Origin of the sequence: Schaalia hyovaginalis, assembly GCF_014208035.1 — a bacterium.
Taxonomy (GTDB): domain Bacteria; phylum Actinomycetota; class Actinomycetes; order Actinomycetales; family Actinomycetaceae; genus Pauljensenia; species Pauljensenia hyovaginalis.
This window is the reverse complement of the sequence record NZ_JACHMK010000001.1, coordinates 2,484,829-2,502,493: the sequence shown is the minus strand read 5'-3', so window position 1 is coordinate 2,502,493 and position 17,665 is coordinate 2,484,829. Positions and strand designations below refer to the sequence as shown.

At 69.4% G+C, this 17,665-nt stretch carries 14 protein-coding genes; 9 read left to right on the top strand and 5 right to left on the bottom strand.

The window, feature by feature from the left end:
* Positions 1-141 precede the first annotated feature (141 nt).
* The 3 genes from HD592_RS11135 to HD592_RS11125 are packed head-to-tail and all read left to right on the top strand — an operon-like array spanning position 142 to position 3,375.
* Positions 142-1,200 (top strand): efflux RND transporter periplasmic adaptor subunit, encoded by a 1,059-nt coding sequence (locus tag HD592_RS11135; RefSeq protein ID WP_184454150.1) that lies wholly within the window; start codon positions 142-144, stop codon positions 1,198-1,200.
* 1 nt (position 1,201) lies between these two features.
* Positions 1,202-1,954 carry an ABC transporter ATP-binding protein gene (locus HD592_RS11130; protein WP_184454148.1) on the top strand — a complete coding sequence of 251 codons (753 nt, stop codon included), beginning with the start codon at positions 1,202-1,204 and terminating at the stop codon, positions 1,952-1,954.
* On the top strand, positions 1,951-3,375 hold the full coding sequence (locus HD592_RS11125; protein ID WP_184454146.1) for an ABC transporter permease: 1,425 nt from the start codon (positions 1,951-1,953) through the stop codon (positions 3,373-3,375). The genes HD592_RS11130 and HD592_RS11125 overlap by 4 nt, the downstream gene beginning before the upstream one ends.
* Before the next feature lie 41 nt (positions 3,376-3,416).
* Here the strand turns inward: HD592_RS11125 and HD592_RS11120 are convergent, their stop codons facing one another.
* A complete protein-coding gene (locus HD592_RS11120; protein WP_184454678.1) occupies positions 3,417-4,262 on the bottom strand; it encodes an A/G-specific adenine glycosylase in 846 nt (281 codons plus the stop codon).
* Positions 4,263-4,489: 227 nt separating this feature from the next.
* Between HD592_RS11120 and dcd the strand changes: the two genes are divergently transcribed.
* The 3 genes from dcd to HD592_RS11105 all read left to right on the top strand — a co-directional run bounded on the left by dcd (position 4,490) and on the right by HD592_RS11105 (position 7,320).
* Positions 4,490-5,071 (top strand): dCTP deaminase, encoded by a 582-nt coding sequence (dcd, locus tag HD592_RS11115; protein WP_184454144.1) that lies wholly within the window; start codon positions 4,490-4,492, stop codon positions 5,069-5,071.
* A 4-nt stretch (positions 5,072-5,075) separates the two neighbouring features.
* A complete protein-coding gene (locus HD592_RS11110; RefSeq protein WP_184454142.1) occupies positions 5,076-6,344 on the top strand; it encodes a PRTRC system protein E in 1,269 nt (422 codons plus the stop codon).
* A gap of 88 nt (positions 6,345-6,432) precedes the next feature.
* Positions 6,433-7,320, top strand: coding sequence for a hypothetical protein (locus tag HD592_RS11105; protein ID WP_184454141.1), 888 nt, complete (start codon positions 6,433-6,435; stop codon positions 7,318-7,320).
* A gap of 72 nt (positions 7,321-7,392) precedes the next feature.
* Here HD592_RS11105 and HD592_RS11100 read toward each other — a convergent pair whose 3' ends face one another.
* On the bottom strand, positions 7,393-9,846 hold the full coding sequence (locus HD592_RS11100) for a (Fe-S)-binding protein (RefSeq protein ID WP_184454139.1): 2,454 nt from the start codon (positions 9,844-9,846) through the stop codon (positions 7,393-7,395).
* Positions 9,847-9,935: 89 nt separating this feature from the next.
* Here HD592_RS11100 and HD592_RS11095 point away from each other — a divergent pair, with 89 nt between their 5' ends.
* The 3 genes from HD592_RS11095 (at position 9,936) to purM (ending at position 14,562) form a co-directional block, all read left to right on the top strand.
* On the top strand, positions 9,936-11,630 hold the full coding sequence (locus HD592_RS11095; protein WP_221437884.1) for an RNB domain-containing ribonuclease: 1,695 nt from the start codon (positions 9,936-9,938) through the stop codon (positions 11,628-11,630).
* Positions 11,631-11,704: 74 nt separating this feature from the next.
* Positions 11,705-13,312: an amidophosphoribosyltransferase gene (gene purF / locus HD592_RS11090; protein WP_184454677.1), complete on the top strand. Its 1,608-nt coding sequence runs from the start codon at positions 11,705-11,707 to the stop codon at positions 13,310-13,312.
* A gap of 107 nt (positions 13,313-13,419) precedes the next feature.
* On the top strand, positions 13,420-14,562 hold the full coding sequence (purM, locus tag HD592_RS11085; protein WP_184454135.1) for a phosphoribosylformylglycinamidine cyclo-ligase: 1,143 nt from the start codon (positions 13,420-13,422) through the stop codon (positions 14,560-14,562).
* A 123-nt stretch (positions 14,563-14,685) separates the two neighbouring features.
* Here purM and HD592_RS11080 read toward each other — a convergent pair whose 3' ends face one another.
* The 3 genes from HD592_RS11080 to HD592_RS11070 form a co-directional block, all read right to left on the bottom strand.
* A complete protein-coding gene (locus HD592_RS11080; RefSeq protein WP_320657707.1) occupies positions 14,686-15,804 on the bottom strand; it encodes a Fic family protein in 1,119 nt (372 codons plus the stop codon).
* Between the two features lie 281 nt (positions 15,805-16,085).
* On the bottom strand, positions 16,086-17,093 hold the full coding sequence (locus tag HD592_RS11075) for a S41 family peptidase (RefSeq protein WP_184454131.1): 1,008 nt from the start codon (positions 17,091-17,093) through the stop codon (positions 16,086-16,088).
* 195 nt (positions 17,094-17,288) lie between these two features.
* A complete protein-coding gene (locus HD592_RS11070) occupies positions 17,289-17,546 on the bottom strand; it encodes a DUF3073 domain-containing protein (protein ID WP_184454129.1) in 258 nt (85 codons plus the stop codon).
* Between the last annotated feature and the right edge of the window lie 119 nt (positions 17,547-17,665).

Genomic DNA, 17,665 nt, shown 5'->3' with positions numbered 1-17,665 from the left:
AGGGGCGAGGGCGCCCCTGAGTGAACCCTGAGTCGTCCCGGATTCTTCGCCGAAAGCATTCCGCAGGCGGGGAGCGCTCTTCTAGTGTGGGCCTGGGAAACCCTCATGAACACAGCGTGCAGCCGAGACAAAGGGGCGAACATGGCCACTTCCCCGCGTGCGGGTCGGATCCTCGCGATCGTCAAGACGGTGATCCTCGCGGTCATCGCGATCGCCCTCGTGAAATTCGCCTTCTTCCCGGCCGTCAACAACGCCGACGAGGGCCAGTCCCTCAACCCGGGCGGCGACTACGGCCAGATGACGATCCTGCCGACCGTCTCCGACATCACGAACACCGTGAGCGCGAAGGGCACCATCGAAGCCGATCCGGCGACGACCGTGAAGTCGACGGGCGAGGGCGTCGTCACCTTCATCGCCGCCGCCGATGGGAGCGCGATCGAAACGGGTGCGCCGATCCTCGAAGTCCGCAAGGAGATCGCCTCCGAACCGGTGGTGTCGACCGACGCGGAGGGCAATGCGACGACGGCCCCCGCGGCGCCGACCTACCAGTACACGACCGTGTTCGCGACGGCCTCGGGAACGCTGCGCCTCAACGCCCTGCTCGGTCAGCAGTTCGCGATCGGGGATGCGATCGCGACGATTCAGCCCCCGAGCTATTCCGCCTTCGCCACCCTCAACGCCGACCAGCTCTACCGCATTCAGAACGCCCCCGAGCAGGCGACGATCACGATCACGAACGGACCCGCGCCCTTCACCTGCACGGGGCTGAGGATCGAGACGCCGAAGGCCTCCGCGAACACCCAGGCCTCACCCGCCGCCCCCTCCTCCGGCGACGCCGCGAATTCCGGCGGCATCCGCGCGGTCTGCCCGATCCCCGCCGACCAGAAGGTGTTCCCGGGCCTTCAGGTCACGATGGACGTCGTGGCCGGATCGGCGACGGGCGTCCTCACCCTGCCGATCAGCGCGGTTGAGGGCCGCTTCGAATCCGGTTTCGTCTACGTCCCGAACCCGGACGGGGGCAAGCCGACGAAGAAGCCCGTGAAGCTGGGACTCACCGACGGGAAGATCGTCGAGGTCAAGGAGGGCCTGACCGAGAGCGACGAGGTTCTCGAATTCATCCCGAGCTCCGGCTCCGAGGAGAAGGGGTCCGACTCGACGGACATGGGCGGCGCAGTGGCAGTGATGGAAGGGGCCGCCTGAAATGGCGCTCATCCATCTTCAGGGGGTGACCCGAACGGTCGAGCTCCCCGACGGCTCGGATCTGCGGATCCTGCGCGGCGTGGATCTCGAGGTCGACCCGGGCGACCACATCTCCATCGTCGGGCGCTCCGGAACCGGCAAGTCGACCATGCTCAACATCATCGGGCTCCTCGACCTGCCCAACGAGGGCGCCTACACGATCAAGGGGCAGGACGTGAAGTCCCTGGGCGAAGGACGGCGCTCGCGCCTGCGCGGCGACACCTTCGGCTTCGTGTTCCAGCAGTTCAACATCTTCAACACCCGGACCGCCCTCGAGAACGTGGAAGTGCCGATGCTCTACACCTCGGGCGCGCCCTTCTGGAAGCGCAGGGGACTCGCGGCGGACATGCTCGAGCGCGTCGGCCTCGGCGATCGACTCGACTCCTACCCGACTGAGATGTCGGGCGGCGAGCAGCAGCGCATCGCCATCGCGCGCGCCCTCGTGCGCAGGCCGAGCGTCATCCTCGCCGACGAACCGACCGGGGCGCTCGACCCGGAGACGGGGAGCTCCGTCATGACCCTGCTGGAGACCGTCGCCTCCGAGAACGACGCGGCCCTCATCGTCATCACCCACGACCTCAACGTGGCGGCGCGGGCCCACCGGGTCCTCTCGCTGTCCGAGGGGGTCCTCCACGAGGTCGCCGATCCGCGCGCCCACCTCACCCCCGACGCCGACGCCGCACCCGACGCCGAGGGCGAGGAGGTGATCGCATGAACGCGATCACGAGCATCGTGTCCTCCCTGGTCGAAGCCTGGGGCGAGGTGAAGGTCGCGAAGTCCCGCGTCATCCTCTCCCTCGTCGGCGTGGTCGCGGCCGTCGCGGCCCTGTCGACGGTGATCGCCCTGGGCGAGCTCACCGTCCAGGCGAACAAGGAGATGGTGGAGGCCGGCAACGGGCGCGCCGTCACGCTCCGCATCAACGCCTACCAGTCGGGGGGAGAGGAAGGATCGACTGCCGGGGACGGCCTCGACCCCAGCGCATCGAGCCGGGCTCCCGGGGCCGGGTCGGAGGCTTCGGCGACGGGCGGCGACCAGGGGCTCGACGCCCAGGGGCTGCCCCCCGATCGGATGGGCGACGCCATGACCACCGTCGCCGAGCGCTTCGACATCCCGTATTGGTCGCGATCCGAATCCTCGTCCATCGAGATCGAAGAACTCGCGCAGATCGAGCAGACCGGGAGCTTCAGGGGAAGGCCCGCGATCATCCGCGATCCCATGCTGGTCGAGCGCAGCGCCCAGATCAAGGCCGTCGATCCCGCGTACGCGACGATTTTCAGGCTCGAACCCGCGCAGGGCCGCTGGATCGCCCCGGGGGACGCCGACCTCAGGGTCGTTCCCGTCGTCATCAACTCCGTGCTCTGGGACTACCTCGGCCAATCACCGATCGAAGACCCGATCGTGCTGCACTCGAAGGACGGGAGCGTGTCCTTCCGGGTCGTGGGCGTCATCAAGGCGAAGACTCCGTGGGCCTCCCCGGAGTTCTACGTCGACTACACCGCCTGGCGCTACACGAAGGTCGCGACCTATTCCGTCGGCTCCCAGTCCGGCCCCTTCTCGAACGGGTCCGTGATGGGATCGGGCTCCGGGCAGACCGAGATGATCGTGTGGGTCGGGCCCGACAAGGTCGAACAGGCCCGGGAAGCCCTGCCGAAGGCCCTCGCCTCGGTCCTCGGGAAGGGCTGGAAGGGCGAGGTCTACGGAGGCGACGACTGGGACGGCGGCGAATCCGAATTCGGCGGGATCCGGAAGATCATCATGGTGACCGGCGGGATCGTGATCCTCCTGGGCGCCATGGGCCTGCTGAACGTCGCGATTGTCACCGTCCGCCAGCGGATCCGGGAGATCGGGATCCGCCGCGCGATGGGGGCCTCGGCGAAGAGGGTCTTCTTCTCGGTCTTCATGGAGTCGGTCGTCGCGACTTTCGTCGCGGGCGTCATCGGCGTGGGGATCGCGATCGTCGTCGTCCGCATGCTGCCGATGGAGACCCTGGGGCTCTTCCTTCAAGATCGCCCGGCATTCCCCATGAAAGCGGCGGTCGACGGCGTGGGGATCGCGACGGGGATCGGCGCCCTGTGCGGCATCATCCCGGCCGTCGCAGCCGTGAAAGTCAAACCCATCGACGCGATCCGCTACTGAGAGCCCGGCACCGGGGGCCTTCGCCGTCCGCGGCCGTCCCGCTACGCGCCGGGCAGGCGGATCAGCGAGTCCTCGCCCACGACGACGAGTCCGTCAGTGAGGAGGGCGTCGAGGATGCGCGGCGCCTGCTCGGGATCCGCGTCCGGCAGTCGCGCCGCCTCCAGGGCTCGCGCTCGCGTGATTGCCGTGCGGGAGGGATCGCCGAGGGCGTGGCGCTCGCGCAGGAGGGCGAGGACGCGGCCCCTGGCCTGACGGTCGGTCCCCTTCCACGCCTGCGTCCGAAGCTTCGAGGCCGAAGCCGGCCGCCCCGCCCTCGTCCATGCGCAATGCTCCGCGATCGGGCAGTCCGCGCAGGACGGACTCTTCTGGGTGCAGACGAGGGCGCCGAACTCCATGACCGCGACGTTCCACTGCGCGCATTCGGCGCCGTCCTCGGGGAGGAGCGAATCGGCCAGAGCCCGCTCCGCCTTCGACGGCGACGAGGACGCGGGGCGCTCCTCGCCGGCGAAGACGCGCAGGAGGACCCTGCGGATGTTCGTATCGAGCACGGCGATGCGGCCGTGGAACTGGAAGGAGACGAGTGCTGAGGCCGTGTACGGCCCGATGCCCGGAAGCGAGCAGAGCTCCTCGTAGTCGGCGGGCACCCGTCCGCCGGGCCGGCCCGCGATCGCGATCGCGCATTCGCGCAGCCGCAGCGCCCGAGACGGATAGCCGAGCGCGCCCCACTCGACGAGGACCTCGGCGGGGCTCGCGGCGGCGAGGTCCTGCGGAGTCGGCCACAGCTCCATCCAGCGCCGCCAGAAGGGCTGGACGCGCGGCATCGGGGTCTGCTGGCTCATCACCTCGCCCACCAGCGTCCCCCAGGGGCTCACGCCCTCGGCCCGCATCGGCAGGTCCCTCCGATTCGTCCGGAACCAGCGGACGAGGGCCCCGCGAACCTCGTCGGGGGCGGGGGAGGCGGGCAGGGGCGAGTCGTTCACGCGCACAGCCTAATCGGATCGCGAATCCCGGGCAGGGCGGCCCGAGCCGACCGCGGGCGCCGATGACGCGGGGCCCGATGGGTGAAAGCGCCGCAGGAGCGCCCCGAAGCCCGGGCGTGTGGGACAATCGCCCTATGCTGCTCTCCGATCGTGACATCCGAGCCGGGCTCGACTCCGGCCGGATCCGGCTCGACCCGCTCGACCGGGATCTCATCCAGCCCGCGAGCATCGACGTCCGTCTCGACAGGCTCTTCCGCCTCTTCGACAACCACCGCTACTCGGTGATCGACCCCTCGGCCGACCAGTCCGAGCTCACGCACCAGGTGGATGTCGGTCCGGACGAGCCCTTCGTCCTCCATCCGGGCGAGTTCGTCCTGGGCGCCACCTACGAGATGGTGACCCTCGGGGATGACATCGCCGCACGCCTCGAAGGCAAGTCCTCGCTCGGGCGACTCGGCCTGCTCACGCACTCGACGGCGGGCTTCATCGACCCCGGCTTCTCCGGGCACGTCACCCTCGAACTCTCGAACACGGCGACGATGCCGATCCTCCTCTACCCGGGGATGAAGGTCGGGCAGCTCTGCTTCTTCGACCTCTCCTCGCCCGCGGAGCGCCCCTACGGCTCCCGGGCCCTCGGATCCCACTACCAGGGGCAGCGCGGACCGACCCCCTCGCGCACCCATCTGCGCTTCTCCAGGATCAGAATCGAACGCTGAATCCATGAAGGACCGACCCGAGGAGAACCCCGGAACGCAAGCGCCCGGCACGACTGCGCCGGGCGCGCCGCGACGAACGTCCATGCGCGAGCGGATGGCGCAGGCCCCCTCCCGCGTGACGGACCTCGCCTCGCCGACCGCGGGGGATCCGTCGGATCTCACCTCGACCTCGCTCGCCGCGCTCACCTCGATCTCCGACTACTCGACGGCCTTCACCGTCTCCGAAACGGGTGTGAGCCGCACCGACGCCTTCGCGCCGATCTCGGCGCCGATCACCGCGACCGGGCCGGCCGGGGTGATCGCCCGGGAGGACGCCGACTCGCATCACCTCCTCCTCCTGCCCGACGAGGTCGATCCCGCGGAGATCGAAGCCCTCGCCCTGTCGATCTGGGACGGGGCCTGCTGGGCGGGAGCCGGGCGCCTGCACCTGCTCGCAGAGGCGCGCCTCGAGGGCCCCTGGACGATCGATGCGCCGACTCGTCAGGCCTTGCGCACGCCCTCGTCGATGACGAAGGCCTGGATCCTGCGCTGCCCGACCGCCAAGCGCAAGCCCGTTCCCGCCGAGCTCGCACGAATCGACGAGTGGGCCCCCTATTTCCCCGAGGGCCTTCCCGTCGGCCTCGAGTACCGGGTCCTCCTCGCCCTCAAGCGCATCGCCCGCCGACTGGGCGGGGCGCTGCGCATCGCCGACTCGGGGCGCGTGGTCCAGCCCGATCCGGATTCTGCGGTGTCCCTGGCGGTCTACACCTCGAGGTGGCTCGAGCCCGCCGAGCTCGTCGAGGTCCTCCGCACGGATTTCCCGAACATCGTCGATTCGCGCGATGTGCCCGTCGCCGTCGCCGAAGCGCGCAGCACCGGAGCGGCCGAGGGCGCCTCGACTTCCCGCACGGATGTCGCGACGAAGATCGAACGCGCCAGGCGCGCCGCCCGCGAGGCGAAGGCTGCGCAGGTCGTCTCCGGCTACGCGCTGCTCATCCCCATTGCGAATCGATCCGAGCTCATCATCGAGGTCCAGCCCGTGCCGACGCCCCCGCAGGTCCTGCGCTGGGAGGCGTGGACGACGGGCGTCATCATCGAGTATCAGCTCAAGTGGATTCCGCAGGAGGGGATGGGCGCGCCCGCCCCGGTCTCCCGGGCGCGGCGGCTGGAGCGCGTGCGCTCCGCGCGCGACATCGAGCGCGCTGCCGGCATCATCATCGGCGCGGTCGGAGGTTCCGTCATCGATGAGGACGGCTTCCTCGTCGCCCTCGATGACGAGGCCGTGATCGAATAGTCGCCGCTTCGCAAGTCCGCCCACAGCTCACGTCCAGCGTCCTTCCAGCTCTGCCGACTGGAATGGGGGCAGTTGGAAGGAGCCTGAGGTGAACATCAAGCCTGCGCCCGAACCCCGAGAAGTCGAACTCGTCTTCGAGGACGAGGCGAGCGCCGATCAACGCGGCGAGCGCGCCCACGTTCCCCCGACGACCCCGTCGGATTCGGCCATGCCCCGATTCCCGCAATCGCCCCGCCCCAGATTCGAGCGTGCCGAAGGCCCGGCTGATCGGGGAGCGGCCGAAGGGGGCTTGCCTCCCCGGGCCCATGATGACACCGATGACTTCGTCACGGTGGTCCTCCCGCAGGGCCGCATCAGCACCGGGGCCTACGCCGCGACCCTCATCGGCGGTGCCGTGCTCTCCCTCTTCGCCGCGAATGTCTCGGGGGCCTTCGCGCTTCCCGGGGTGACGACCCTCCTGTCGGCGGCGTCGGGTCCGCTCTCCGCCTCGGCGAACATCGTTCTCGGACTGCTCTCGCCCTTCGGCGCGATCCTCATGGTCTTCGCGGCGTGGAGCATCCTGGCCAGGCGCGGATACCGTCATGAGGGATTCGCTCTTCTCATCTCGATGTGGACGGCGTGGATCGCCTCAGTGGCCGTCGGCTCCTTCGCGGTCGGCACGGTGCCGGTGATGATCCTGGGGCTCGCCTTCTGCTCAGCGGCGACCCTTGCGGCATCGACCCTGGCGAAGAAGCACTCCGCTCGCGCCGTGAGGGGCATCCGGGCGCTCGGTGCGATTCTCTTCGCCGCTGTCGGGGCGCTCCTCATCGCAGCCGGTTCCGCCACGCTGATCGGCGCGATCGTCTCGGGCGTCGTCGGCTGGATCGGCGCGCTCCTCGGTGTCCGTGCGTGGAACCGCTGGTGGGCGCCGATGATCGACACGCGCGAGCAGGTCCGTCGCGCCATGCGCAGGGCCTTCCGGGCGCGCATGGCCTGAAGGGCTCCCCGACCGGGCGAGAGCCGGGTGAGCCGGTGACGGGCGCGCGCATGCCGTCGCGCCTGCCGAAGCTCAACCCCGCGCTTCGCCTCCCGCGCCGCGACGCACGGACTCGAGGAGCATCACCGCGACATCCTTGACCTCGGGCAAAACCGCGGTCCCGCCCTCGTCGTCCGTGGCGCCCGCGGGAACCGCCGACAGGAAACCGGCCGAGGACCCCGAGGCCGAACCGAGCATCTGCGAGCAGAAGGGGCAGGCCGTGGCCACGACATCCGCGCCCGTCATCGCCGCCTCGGCGATGCGGGCATCGGCGATCCGGGTGCCGCGCGACTCCTCGAACCAGGCGTGAGCGCCTCCCGCGCCGCAGCACATCGCCCGGTCGCGATTGCGCGGCATCTCGACCAGCTCGACGCCCGGCAGAGCCGACACGAGCTCGCGCGGCGGCTCGTACACGCGGTTGTGCCGACCGAGGTAGCAGGCGTCGTGATAGGTGACGTGCAGCGGGCGCCCCGCCGCATCCCGGTCCTCAGGGGAGGCGGGCGCCACGGGTGTCAGCCGCCCCTCGCGCACGAGGCGATTGAGCAACTGCGTGTGATGGACGACCTCGAAACGGCCGCCGAGCTCGGGATACTCGCCTGCGATCGTGTTGAAGCAATGCGCGCAGGAGACGACGATCCTCTTGGGCGCCGCCTCCGTCAAGGTCGAGATCGCCTCGGCGGCGAGCATCTGGAAGAGGACCTCGTTGCCCGCGCGCCTGGCGGGGTCGCCCGTGCAGGTCTCGCCCGAACCGAGGACGGCGAAGGACACCCCCGCCGTGTGCAGCAGCTCGGCGATCGCGGCGCTCGTCTGCTTCGCCTTGTCGTCGAAGGCCCCGGCGCACCCGACCCAGAACAGGTAATCGACCTCGGCGGCGCTTTCCAGGTCCTCGCCGACCACGGGCACCTCGAAATCGAGGTCCTTCGCCCAGTCGAGGCGCTTGCGTGCCGGCTGGTTGTAGGGGTTCTGCTTGGACTCCATGCCGCGGAAGGCGCGTCCGAGTTCGCGCGGGAAGGCCGCCTCCATGAGGACGCGCTGGCGGCGCAGGTCGAGGATGTGGTCGATGTGCTCGATGTCGACCGGGCACTGGTCGACGCAGGCGCCGCACATCGTGCAGTCCCAGAGGACCTCTTCGGAGACGACATCGGGAACGAGGGGGGCCTCGACGTCGGCGACGCCCTGAGGGCCGGTCGCCCCGGAGGCCGACAGGACCGCGAGCAGGTCGAGGGAGTGCGGGTTCGGGTCCACGCCCTTGTCGAGCATGACCTCGCCGGAGGCCGCGAGCTCCTCGGCCGTGCGCTCCCCGGGAACCTGCGCATCGGAGATCTGCTGGGCGACGATCTCCTTCTTCGACGCCGATTCCATGTGGTCGCGCATCGACATGACGAGGAGCTTGGGGGACAGGGGCTTGCCGGTGTTCCACGCGGGGCACAGTTCCTGACAACGGCCGCATTCGGTGCACGAGTAGAGGTCGAGGCGGGCCTTCCAGGACAGGTCGGCGGCCGTCGCGGTGCCGAGGACCGCGTCCTCGGGGAGGTCGTCGAACACGTCGGGCGAGGTGACGGGTGCGCCGTCGATGAGCATGTGGTCCGCGGGGCCGAGGGACTTGCCGCCTTCGGGGTCCCGGCGCGCGTACACGTTGACGAGGGCGAGGAAGCGGTGCCAGGCGACGCCCATCGAGGTGAGGACGCCGACCACCATCATCCAGATCATCGAGACGATGATCTTCAGCGTCGAGAGGAGGACGATCGCATTCGCGACCGCGCTCACCTGCGCCCCGGCGGCGAGGACGAGGGCGCCGATCCACGCGGTGAGCGGGAAATGCCAGAGCTCCGGGAGGGAGGCGGGCGAGGGCGCGCTCGTGAGAAGGGCGTATTCGAGGCCGCGCAGGCCGAGGACGCAGGCGCAGACCAGGAGGATCACCCATTCGACGAAGCGCGCCTGCCAGCGGGTCGACCCGAGGAAGCGGGAGGCGAGTCCGGCCGGGGAGCCGTCGCGCGGGCGGGGGCTCGCGGCGGGCGGGGCCTCGACAGGATCGTCGGAGGAGACGGCCGCCTCCGCGAGGGAGCCCGAGCCCGCGCGGGTCCTGACGATCATGAGGAGGACGATGCCGAGCAGCCCGGCCCAGGCGAAGAGCTCGGTGAGCCACTCCCAGGGGAGGAAGCGCCCGAGGAGGGGGAGGGTGAAACGGGGGTCCCTCAGCTGGCCGTACCCCGTGACAAGGGTGAGGAAGAGCAGCGGGAAGGAGACCATGACGAACCAGTGGGCGAACCTGATCCAGGGGCGCCCCTTGAATTCGCGGTGGCTGAGGACTGCGAGGAGCATCATGCCCAGGCGCTTGGGGACGGGAGTGAGGCGAGCGGGCTCCGGGGCGCCCGCCGACACGGCCCTCCACAGCTGCGCGATGCCCCGGCCGAAGGAGAGGATCCCGAAGAGCGTGGCGAAGAGGGCGAAGACCCAGCACACGACGCTGAGAACGGGAGTGGGCATGAGGCGTTCCTTCGAGGGTCGAGCGCCGTCCCTTCGGCGCGAGCCCTCTCATTGTGGCACTTCGGCTCGGGGTGGTGGAGACTGGCCTCATGGTTGTGCTCCATCGGATGCAGCTGCGGGTGGAAGATTCTTCCCTGATCCCGGTTCTCGACTCGATTCGCACCGAGCTGAGCATCCCTTCGACCTTCCCCGATGAGGTCGACCGCCAAGCGGATGCGGCGGTCGCCGAATGGAAGGACTTCCTGTCCCGCGTGCAGCCGGTTCTCACGGGCGACGAGGCCGCGTCCGGGCCCCGCCTCCTCGCGGGAGCCGCGGAGGCGATCGATCGCGCGTGGACCGCCCTCGTGCCCGAGGCGCTTCCCCGATGGGATGCGACCGATGTCCCCTTCGTGACGATCGATCCGGAGTCTTCGCGTGATCTGGACCAGGCGGTGCGTCTGAGGCGCCTCGAGGAGGGCCGCCCGGACGGAGCCCGTTATCGGGTGCTCTACGCCATCGCCTCGCTCGCGACCTTCGTTCCGGCCGGCTCGCCGCTCGACCTCGAAGTGCGTCGGCGCGCCACGACGATCTACATGCCCGACCGTTCGACGCCGCTGCACCCGCTCGCCCTCTCAGAAGGGGCGGCCTCCCTCCTGCCGGGCGGAGTCGTGCCCGCCTGCGTGTGGGAGATCCTGCTCGACGCGCGCGGCGAGGTGGTGAACGCGACGGTGCGTCGCGCACTCGTGCGCTCGAGGGCGAAGCTGTCGTACGACCAGGTCGAAGCGGCGCGAACCTCGGGCCGTCCCCTGCCGGATGCCCCCGAAGACCTCGTGGAGCTGCTCGAGGAGATCGGCCGTTTGCGGCGGGCCCTCGAGACCGCGCGCGGCGGCGTCTCCTCGCCGAGTCCCGAGCAGGAGATCACGCGCGAAATCGATGCGGACGGGTCGACGCACTACGAACTCAGCTATCGGAAGAGCACCCCGGTTGAGGAGTGGAACGCCCAGATCTCGCTCCTGACGGGGATGTGCGCGGCCTCGATCATGCGCGAGGCCGGGATCGCGGTGCTGAGGACCGCGCCGCCCGCCTCCCATCAGGCTCTTGAGCGTCTGCACGGCGTCGCGAGACTCCTCGGAGTCGACTGGCCCGAGGACATGCCCTATGCGCGCCTGCTGCCCGCCCTCGACCCCGCGATCCCCGCGCACACGGCCTTCCTCGCGCACGCGATGAGCCTGTACCGCGGAGCCGAATACGCGGTCTTCGTCGACGCCTCCCGCGCAGGATCCGCCCTTGCGAAGACGACGAGCGGGCGGAGCCCCGCCGCTGCCGGTGCCTTCCCGTGCCCCGGCGACCCCGCCGCCCGGCACGCCGCCATCGCCGCCGAGTACGCGCATGTGACCGCGCCGCTGCGCCGACTCGTCGACCGGTGGGCCTCGGAGATCTGCATCGCCCACGAGTCCGGGCGCCCGATCCCCGGCTGGGTCCTCGACTCCCTCCCGGATCTGCCCGGATTCATGGCCGAGGGCGCGCGTCTCGCCTCCGCGGCGGAGAGGGCCGCGATCGGGGCCGTCAGCGCGAAGCTCCTCCTCGGTCACGAGGGCGCGACCTTCCGCGGGGTGATCGTCGAACGCAGGGACGGTGATGAGGACTTCGACCGCGGCAAGGTGCTCATCAGCGATCCCGCCGTGATCGGATCCCTGGTCGCGCGCGTACCGGGCGCGCGCCTGCCCCTCGGCGAGGAGGCGGGGGTCGTCCTCGAACGCGCCGATGTCGAGTCGCGCAGCGTGCGCTTCACATGGGCGCCGTGACTGGGAATGGTCGCTCGTGGCGCCGTCTCGCCCTCGTGTGAGACAGTGTCCCCGTGCTCTCTGAATCCGTGAACATGGACCAGACACTGACAGACCGAGAGATCTTCGAGGACGATCGCCCCCGCGACCACTGCGGCGTATTCGGGGTGTGGGCGCCCGGCGAGGACGTCTCCCGACTCACCTACTTCTCCCTCTACGCCCTTCAGCATCGCGGGCAGCAATCCGCCGGCATCGCGACCTCGAACGGGAAGCAGATCCTCGTCTACAAGGATCAGGGCCTCGTCAACCAGGTCTTCTCCGAGCAGACGCTCCGCGGCCTCAAGGGGCATCTCGCCCTCGGGCACGTCCGCTACGCGACGACGGGCGCCGACACCTGGAGGAACGCCCAGCCGACCCTCGGGCCGACGCCGACGGGGACGCTCGCACTGTGCCACAACGGGAATCTCACGAATACGGCGGAGCTGCGCGACCTCGCCCATTCGATCGCGGACGAGGGCGACGACGTCGAGCGGGGCGCCTCCACGGACACCTCCGTCGTGACGGCCCTGCTGGGCCTCGCCGACCGGATCCCCGGACCCGTCCCCTTCATCCCGCCCGCCATCGCCCTCGCCGATCCCATCGGAGGGGGCGATGCCGTATCCGCTCCGGATGCCGAGTGCGAATCCACGGCCGGCGCGGGATCCACGGCAGGCGTCGGATCCACGACCAGCGCGGAGGCCAAGCCCGCTGCCCTGGTCGCCCCCGCCCTCAAGGTCCTCCCGCGCCTCAAGGGCGCCTTCTCGCTGGTCTTCATGGACGAGAACACCCTGTACGGCGCGCGCGACCCGCATGGCTACCGGCCCCTCGTCCTGGGCCGCCTCTACTCGGGGTGGGTGCTGGCCTCCGAGACCGCCGCCCTCGACCTGTGCGGCGCGACCTTCGTCCGCGAGATCGAGCCGGGCGAGCTCGTCGCCATCGACTCCACCGGGGTCCACTCGCGTCACTTCGCGGTGAGGCGCTCGAACACCTGCGTCTTTGAGTACGTGTACCTCGCCCGCCCGGACACGGTGATCGGCGACCGGCAGATCGTGGCCGCCAGGCGCGAGATGGGCGCGACCCTCGCCCGGGAGGCACCGGTCGACGCCGACCTCGTGATCCCCACCCCCGAGTCGGGCACGCCCGCCGCCATCGGCTACGCCGAGGCCTCCGGGATCCCCTTCGCGCAGGGCCTCGTGAAGAACGCCTACGTCGGGCGGACCTTCATCCAACCGACCCAGTCCCTGCGCCAGCTCGGCATCCGCCTCAAGCTCAACCCTCTGCGCGAGGTGATCGCGGGCAAGCGCCTCATCGTCATCGATGACTCGATCGTGAGGGGGAACACGCAGCGCGCCCTCGTCAAGATGCTCAGGGAGGCCGGGGCGGCCGAGGTGCACGTGAAGATCTCCTCCCCGCCGGTCGCCTGGCCGTGCTTCTTCGGGATCGACTTCCCGACGAGGGCGGAGCTTATCGCCTCGGCGATGGATGTCGACGGGGTGCGCGCCTCGATCGGGGCGGACTCCCTGTCGTACCTGTCGATGGAGGGAATGGTCCGGGCGACCCGTCAGGGGACGAGCCTGTGCCTCGGCTGCTTCAACGGCGACTACCCGGAGCAGATCCCCAAGGGCACGCCGATCCCCGGCACCCCCGGCGCCTCCACCTGCTAGCCGGGCGCCCCGCCCTCGTCGCGCGGAAGTCCATCCTCGGCGCGCATCGCCGCATGTTGGCACCGTCCACCTTCAAAAGCCCCACCCCGGAGAATCCAGGAGCAGCAATGAGCGACACCGCCCCCCTCGACTACGCATCCGCAGGAGTCGACACCGCAGCGGGAGACCGCGCCGTCGAACTCATGAAGGACGCCGTGTCGCGGACCCATGACCAGACGGTCCTCGGTGCGACCGGCGGCTTCGCGGGGATGGTCGACGCCTCAGCCCTGCTCGGGATGAAGCGGCCCCTGCTCGCGACATCGACGGACGGCGTCGGCACGAAGATCGCGATCGCCCGCGCCCTCGACATCCACGACACGATCGGGCAGGACCTCGTCGGCATGGTCGTCGACGACATCGTCGTCATCGGCGCCCGCCCGGTGCTCATGACGGACTACATCGCCTGCGGTCGCGTCGTCCCCGAGCGGATCGCCAAGATCGTCACCGGGATCGCGCACGCCTGCGAGCAGGCGGGTACGCCCCTCGTCGGCGGGGAGACCGCCGAGCATCCGGGCCTCATGGCGCCCGACGACTACGACATCGCGGGTGCGGCGACCGGTGTCGTCGACGCGGCCGAGCGTCTCGGGCCCGAGCGTGTCGGTAAGGGCGACGTCCTCATCGCGATGGCCTCCTCCGGTCTGCATTCCAACGGCTACTCCCTGGTCCGCTCGGTCGTCGCGCGCACCGGAGCGCCCCTGGAGGGGCACGTCGAGGAGTTCAGCCGGACGCTCGGCGAGGAGCTCCTCGAGCCGACCCGCCTGTACACCCGCCTGTGCCTCGACCTCGTCGAGACCCTCGGTGCGGGCGAGGGCGTGAGCGGCGTCCACGCCTTCTCGCATGTCACGGGCGGGGGGCTGGGCGCGAACCTGTCGCGCGTCCTCCCGCTCGGCGCGCTCGCCGAGGTCGATCGCGGGTCCTGGATCGTCCCGCCCGTTTTCGACTGGGTCCGCCGGGGCGGCGAGGTGACCTGGGAGGGCATGGAGGACTCCCTCAATCTCGGCGTCGGCATGGTCGGCGTCGTGGGCCGCGATTGCGCCGATGAGGCGCTACGCCTGATCCGGGAGGCAGGGGTCGAGGCGTGGGTCCTCGGCGAGGTGTCGATGCCGGGCGAGGTCGAGCCCTCCTCGGATTTCGAGGGGCGGACGATCTCGGGGACGAAGGGTGTGACCGCAGGCGCCGTGCGCCTGCGCGGGTCCTACCGCACGACCTGAGTTCGGTCGCCTCGGCCTCGCCATCGCCCCCCGTTTCGGAGGGCACGGCTGTCACCGCGCCGAGGATGTGACCGCTCGCTCACCGCGCCCGTGAGTGTTTCGCGGGCAGGCCCTCCGCCTCGCTCACTGTGGGACTGTGGGGACGCCCCGTCCGGGCGCGCTTATCCGCGTGTCGAAGCGTGTGCTCGCGAGTCGCCGCACCGACAGATCGACGAGGTCGAGGACCCGCGGCGCGAAGTAGATCGCCTGGCCTTTTCGGGATGTCGCTGAGAGGATTCCCGCGCCTTCAAGCATGTGGAGTCCTTGATTGGCGGCCTGCGTCGTCACTTCGTAGATCCGACTCGCCGATGCGGTTGTGAGGACCGGTGTCGAGGGAAGGTCCTGAAGGATCCTCGCAGTCGCCGATGTTGAGCGAAGAGCACGCTGGTGGCCGGTCTCGGTCCGCCAGAGGGCGAGCTGTTCATCCCAGTCGGTGCGGATCGCATCGAGCTCTCTTTTCGTGCGTTCCACCTGTTCTGCTGCGATGATGATCGCCTGCGCGAAGAATGCGATCCACTCGGTGCGAGCGGCGTGGAATTCATCTCCATTCGGTGCGCCGGTATAGCGGTAGGCGTCGAGCGCCCTCACATAATCCTGGCGCAGTGTCGAGAGGACCTGACTGATCGGGAGGATCGCACGCGTGGTGAGCCCGCGTCTCATGAGCACCGTGTGGATGAGGGCGCGACCGACACGGCCATTGCCATCCGCAAAGGGGTGAAGGGTCTCGAACTGGGCGTGGACGAGTGCGGCTTGGACGATGGGCGAGTGGGCGGCCCCGTTCATGTAAGTCACGAGGTCGTCGAGCGAGGTATTGAGTCGTTGGGGGGCGGGTGGAACGAAATCGGCTCCGAGGGGATGGTAGGAGGAACCGCCGATCCAGTTCTGGACTGTACGCACTCCGCACGCGGTTGCAGTGTCGGCGACGAGCGCTTCTTGGAGGACGACGACCTGGTCGAGAGTGATCGTGTCCGAGGCGGTGAGCTCCGCTCGGGCTCGCTCGACGACCGTCATGTTCCGAGCGACGAGTTGGGCTTGTTCACTTGCTCCGAGGGATCCTCGCCCTTCCGCCGTTTCGAGTTCCGCGAAGGCAACTTGCTTCGTCGAGGGGGCGACGCCCTCAATGCGCGACGAGGCGATTGCTTCGGAACGGAGGAGGAAACGTGCGATGCCCTCGAGGTCGCGGCTGTCGGCAGAATTTCTCACGGCTCTCTCGGCGGATGACACGAGGGCGTCGACGTCGGGAGGAAGGAGGAGGGAGGTCGTCGTTAAGGAATCCGGGACGTACGAGCGATACGGTCCGGAATGACGCTCACGGCGTGGGAGGCCTTCAAAGATCGAGGATTCCCAGATGCGCTCGTCCCAACCCGCCACCTTCACACCTCCGTCTGCTTCTTTCCGGGGCTCTATCCTTGATCGGATCCTCTCATTGTTCAAGGATAAGATCCTAAACTTTATCAAGTGGCGGTGTTACGCAAGGATATGAGTTATCGGCGTCCCTCCTCGCAGCCGTGCTCGGCGGCGAGCCACGCCTTCGCGGCTTCGAGGGCGTCATCGGTCTGCTCGTCCGGGATAAGCGGATTGTCGCCGTAGACGACGCTGTTCCGATCCTTGTCGTTCGCCGAGGTCACCATGACGAGCGCCCCGTCGGGCATCTCGAAGGCGATGTTCGCCGAGGCGTAGCCCGCGGTCGGCCTCCCGAAGAAGCGGGTGCCCTCCAGGCCCTTGAATGCGATCGCGGTCGCCTCGCCGGAGCTCCCCGTGCCCGCGTTGATGAGAATCGCGGTGGGGACGAGGTGCTTGCGGACGCCATCGACGCTCGTCGGTGTGCCTCCGCCGGCGACTGCCGATCCGGTGATCGTCACAGGGGTCGTCCCGTGCGCCGACTCGAACTCGAGAGCGGTTCCGTCGGGGAGGAGCGGGGAGACGCCCGCGAGCATCGGGCCCATGTCGCCGCCGCCATTGCCCCGCAGATCGACGACCGCGCAGGTCGCGGGACCCGACAGAGCGGAATCGAGGCCGCGCCCGAGGGTCTCGGCGTACAGACGCCCATCGGAGGCGAAGCCGTCGAAGGCCGGGACGGTCGCGATCGCGATGGCCCCTAAGACCGTCACCCCGGGGGAGGGAGCGGGATCCGACTGCGCCCATTCCTCGCGCTCGGCCGCGTTGAGGATTCCTGAGTGCTTCCCGCCCGCGGCCTCGAGGGCCGCCTCAAGGGCGTCGTGAACCTCAGCGGTCGAGGAGGCGTCTTTCGCGACTGCGAGGGCGCGCTCGCGGGCGGCGAGATATTCGTCAGAATCGGCGTGAATCGCCTGGTGGTCGGCGACCTCGAGGATGGTCTCGGCATAGCGTTCCGGGCTCGGCGGAAGGAGGAAGAAGGGGCGTCCGGTTAACGCGATGCCGAGGCGCGGCCCGAACCCCCAAGCGATTGCCATGAGGCCGACGAGGACGAGGGCGAGGAGCGAGGAGAACGCGACGAGAAGCCTTTTCCGCATGACTCGACGCTAGCGGTACGGGAGGAGCGCCCGCCATAGGGGAACGGCCCGACTGAACCCGGATCTGCCCGAGGCCGACTTGGGGAGCGGGTGCGCAGGGGCGCCCGGAGGAGGGCGAACGAAAGCGCGGATGAACGCGTGAATCAGCGCGTGAAGAATCTGCGGGCCGCGCTCATGCGAAGGGGAGCCCCCGGGTCACTTCTTCGAAGGGTTGACCCAGAAGTCCTCGTCGAGCTCGGGGGTGGCGTCCCCCTCCTGCGCGAAGTCCGCGTACTTGGAGTAGAGGTCGTCGTCCTCGGCCGTCTCGTCATCCTCGGCCTCGTACTCGTCGTACGAGTGGTGTTCAGACGATGCGAGCTCCCGCTGCAGGGCATCGAGATCGGTATCAGGACTGAAATACTTCAGCTTGCGAGCGACTTTCGTCTGCTTGGCCTTTTGACGGCCGCGCCCCATGGCGTCGACCCCCTCCGCGTAGTTCGGGTCCGCTCAAGGCGGTTCCCTGGATGATCAGAATGTGTCGTGGGTTCATCATAACCGCACAAAGGGAAGGTCCTCATCCGGGCAGGGGCGCG

Bases quoted from the DNA above. Each gene is read 5' to 3' on its own strand.
- purM (WP_184454135.1), top strand. From the start codon at position 13,420: ATGAGCGACACCGCCCCCCTCGACTACGCATCCGCAGGAGTCGACACC.
- HD592_RS11070 (WP_184454129.1), bottom strand. From the start codon at position 17,546: ATGGGGCGCGGCCGTCAAAAGGCCAAGCAGACGAAAGTCGCTCGCAAG.
- HD592_RS11120 (WP_184454678.1), bottom strand. From the start codon at position 4,262: ATGCGGGCCGAGGGCGTGAGCCCCTGGGGGACGCTGGTGGGCGAGGTG.
- HD592_RS11095 (WP_221437884.1), top strand. From the start codon at position 9,936: ATGGTTGTGCTCCATCGGATGCAGCTGCGGGTGGAAGATTCTTCCCTG.
- HD592_RS11100 (WP_184454139.1), bottom strand. From the start codon at position 9,846: ATGCCCACTCCCGTTCTCAGCGTCGTGTGCTGGGTCTTCGCCCTCTTC.
- HD592_RS11110 (WP_184454142.1), top strand. From the start codon at position 5,076: ATGAAGGACCGACCCGAGGAGAACCCCGGAACGCAAGCGCCCGGCACG.
- dcd (WP_184454144.1), top strand. From the start codon at position 4,490: ATGCTGCTCTCCGATCGTGACATCCGAGCCGGGCTCGACTCCGGCCGG.
- HD592_RS11135 (WP_184454150.1), top strand. From the start codon at position 142: ATGGCCACTTCCCCGCGTGCGGGTCGGATCCTCGCGATCGTCAAGACG.
- HD592_RS11130 (WP_184454148.1), top strand. From the start codon at position 1,202: ATGGCGCTCATCCATCTTCAGGGGGTGACCCGAACGGTCGAGCTCCCC.
- HD592_RS11075 (WP_184454131.1), bottom strand. From the start codon at position 17,093: ATGCGGAAAAGGCTTCTCGTCGCGTTCTCCTCGCTCCTCGCCCTCGTC.
- HD592_RS11125 (WP_184454146.1), top strand. From the start codon at position 1,951: ATGAACGCGATCACGAGCATCGTGTCCTCCCTGGTCGAAGCCTGGGGC.
- purF (WP_184454677.1), top strand. From the start codon at position 11,705: ATGGACCAGACACTGACAGACCGAGAGATCTTCGAGGACGATCGCCCC.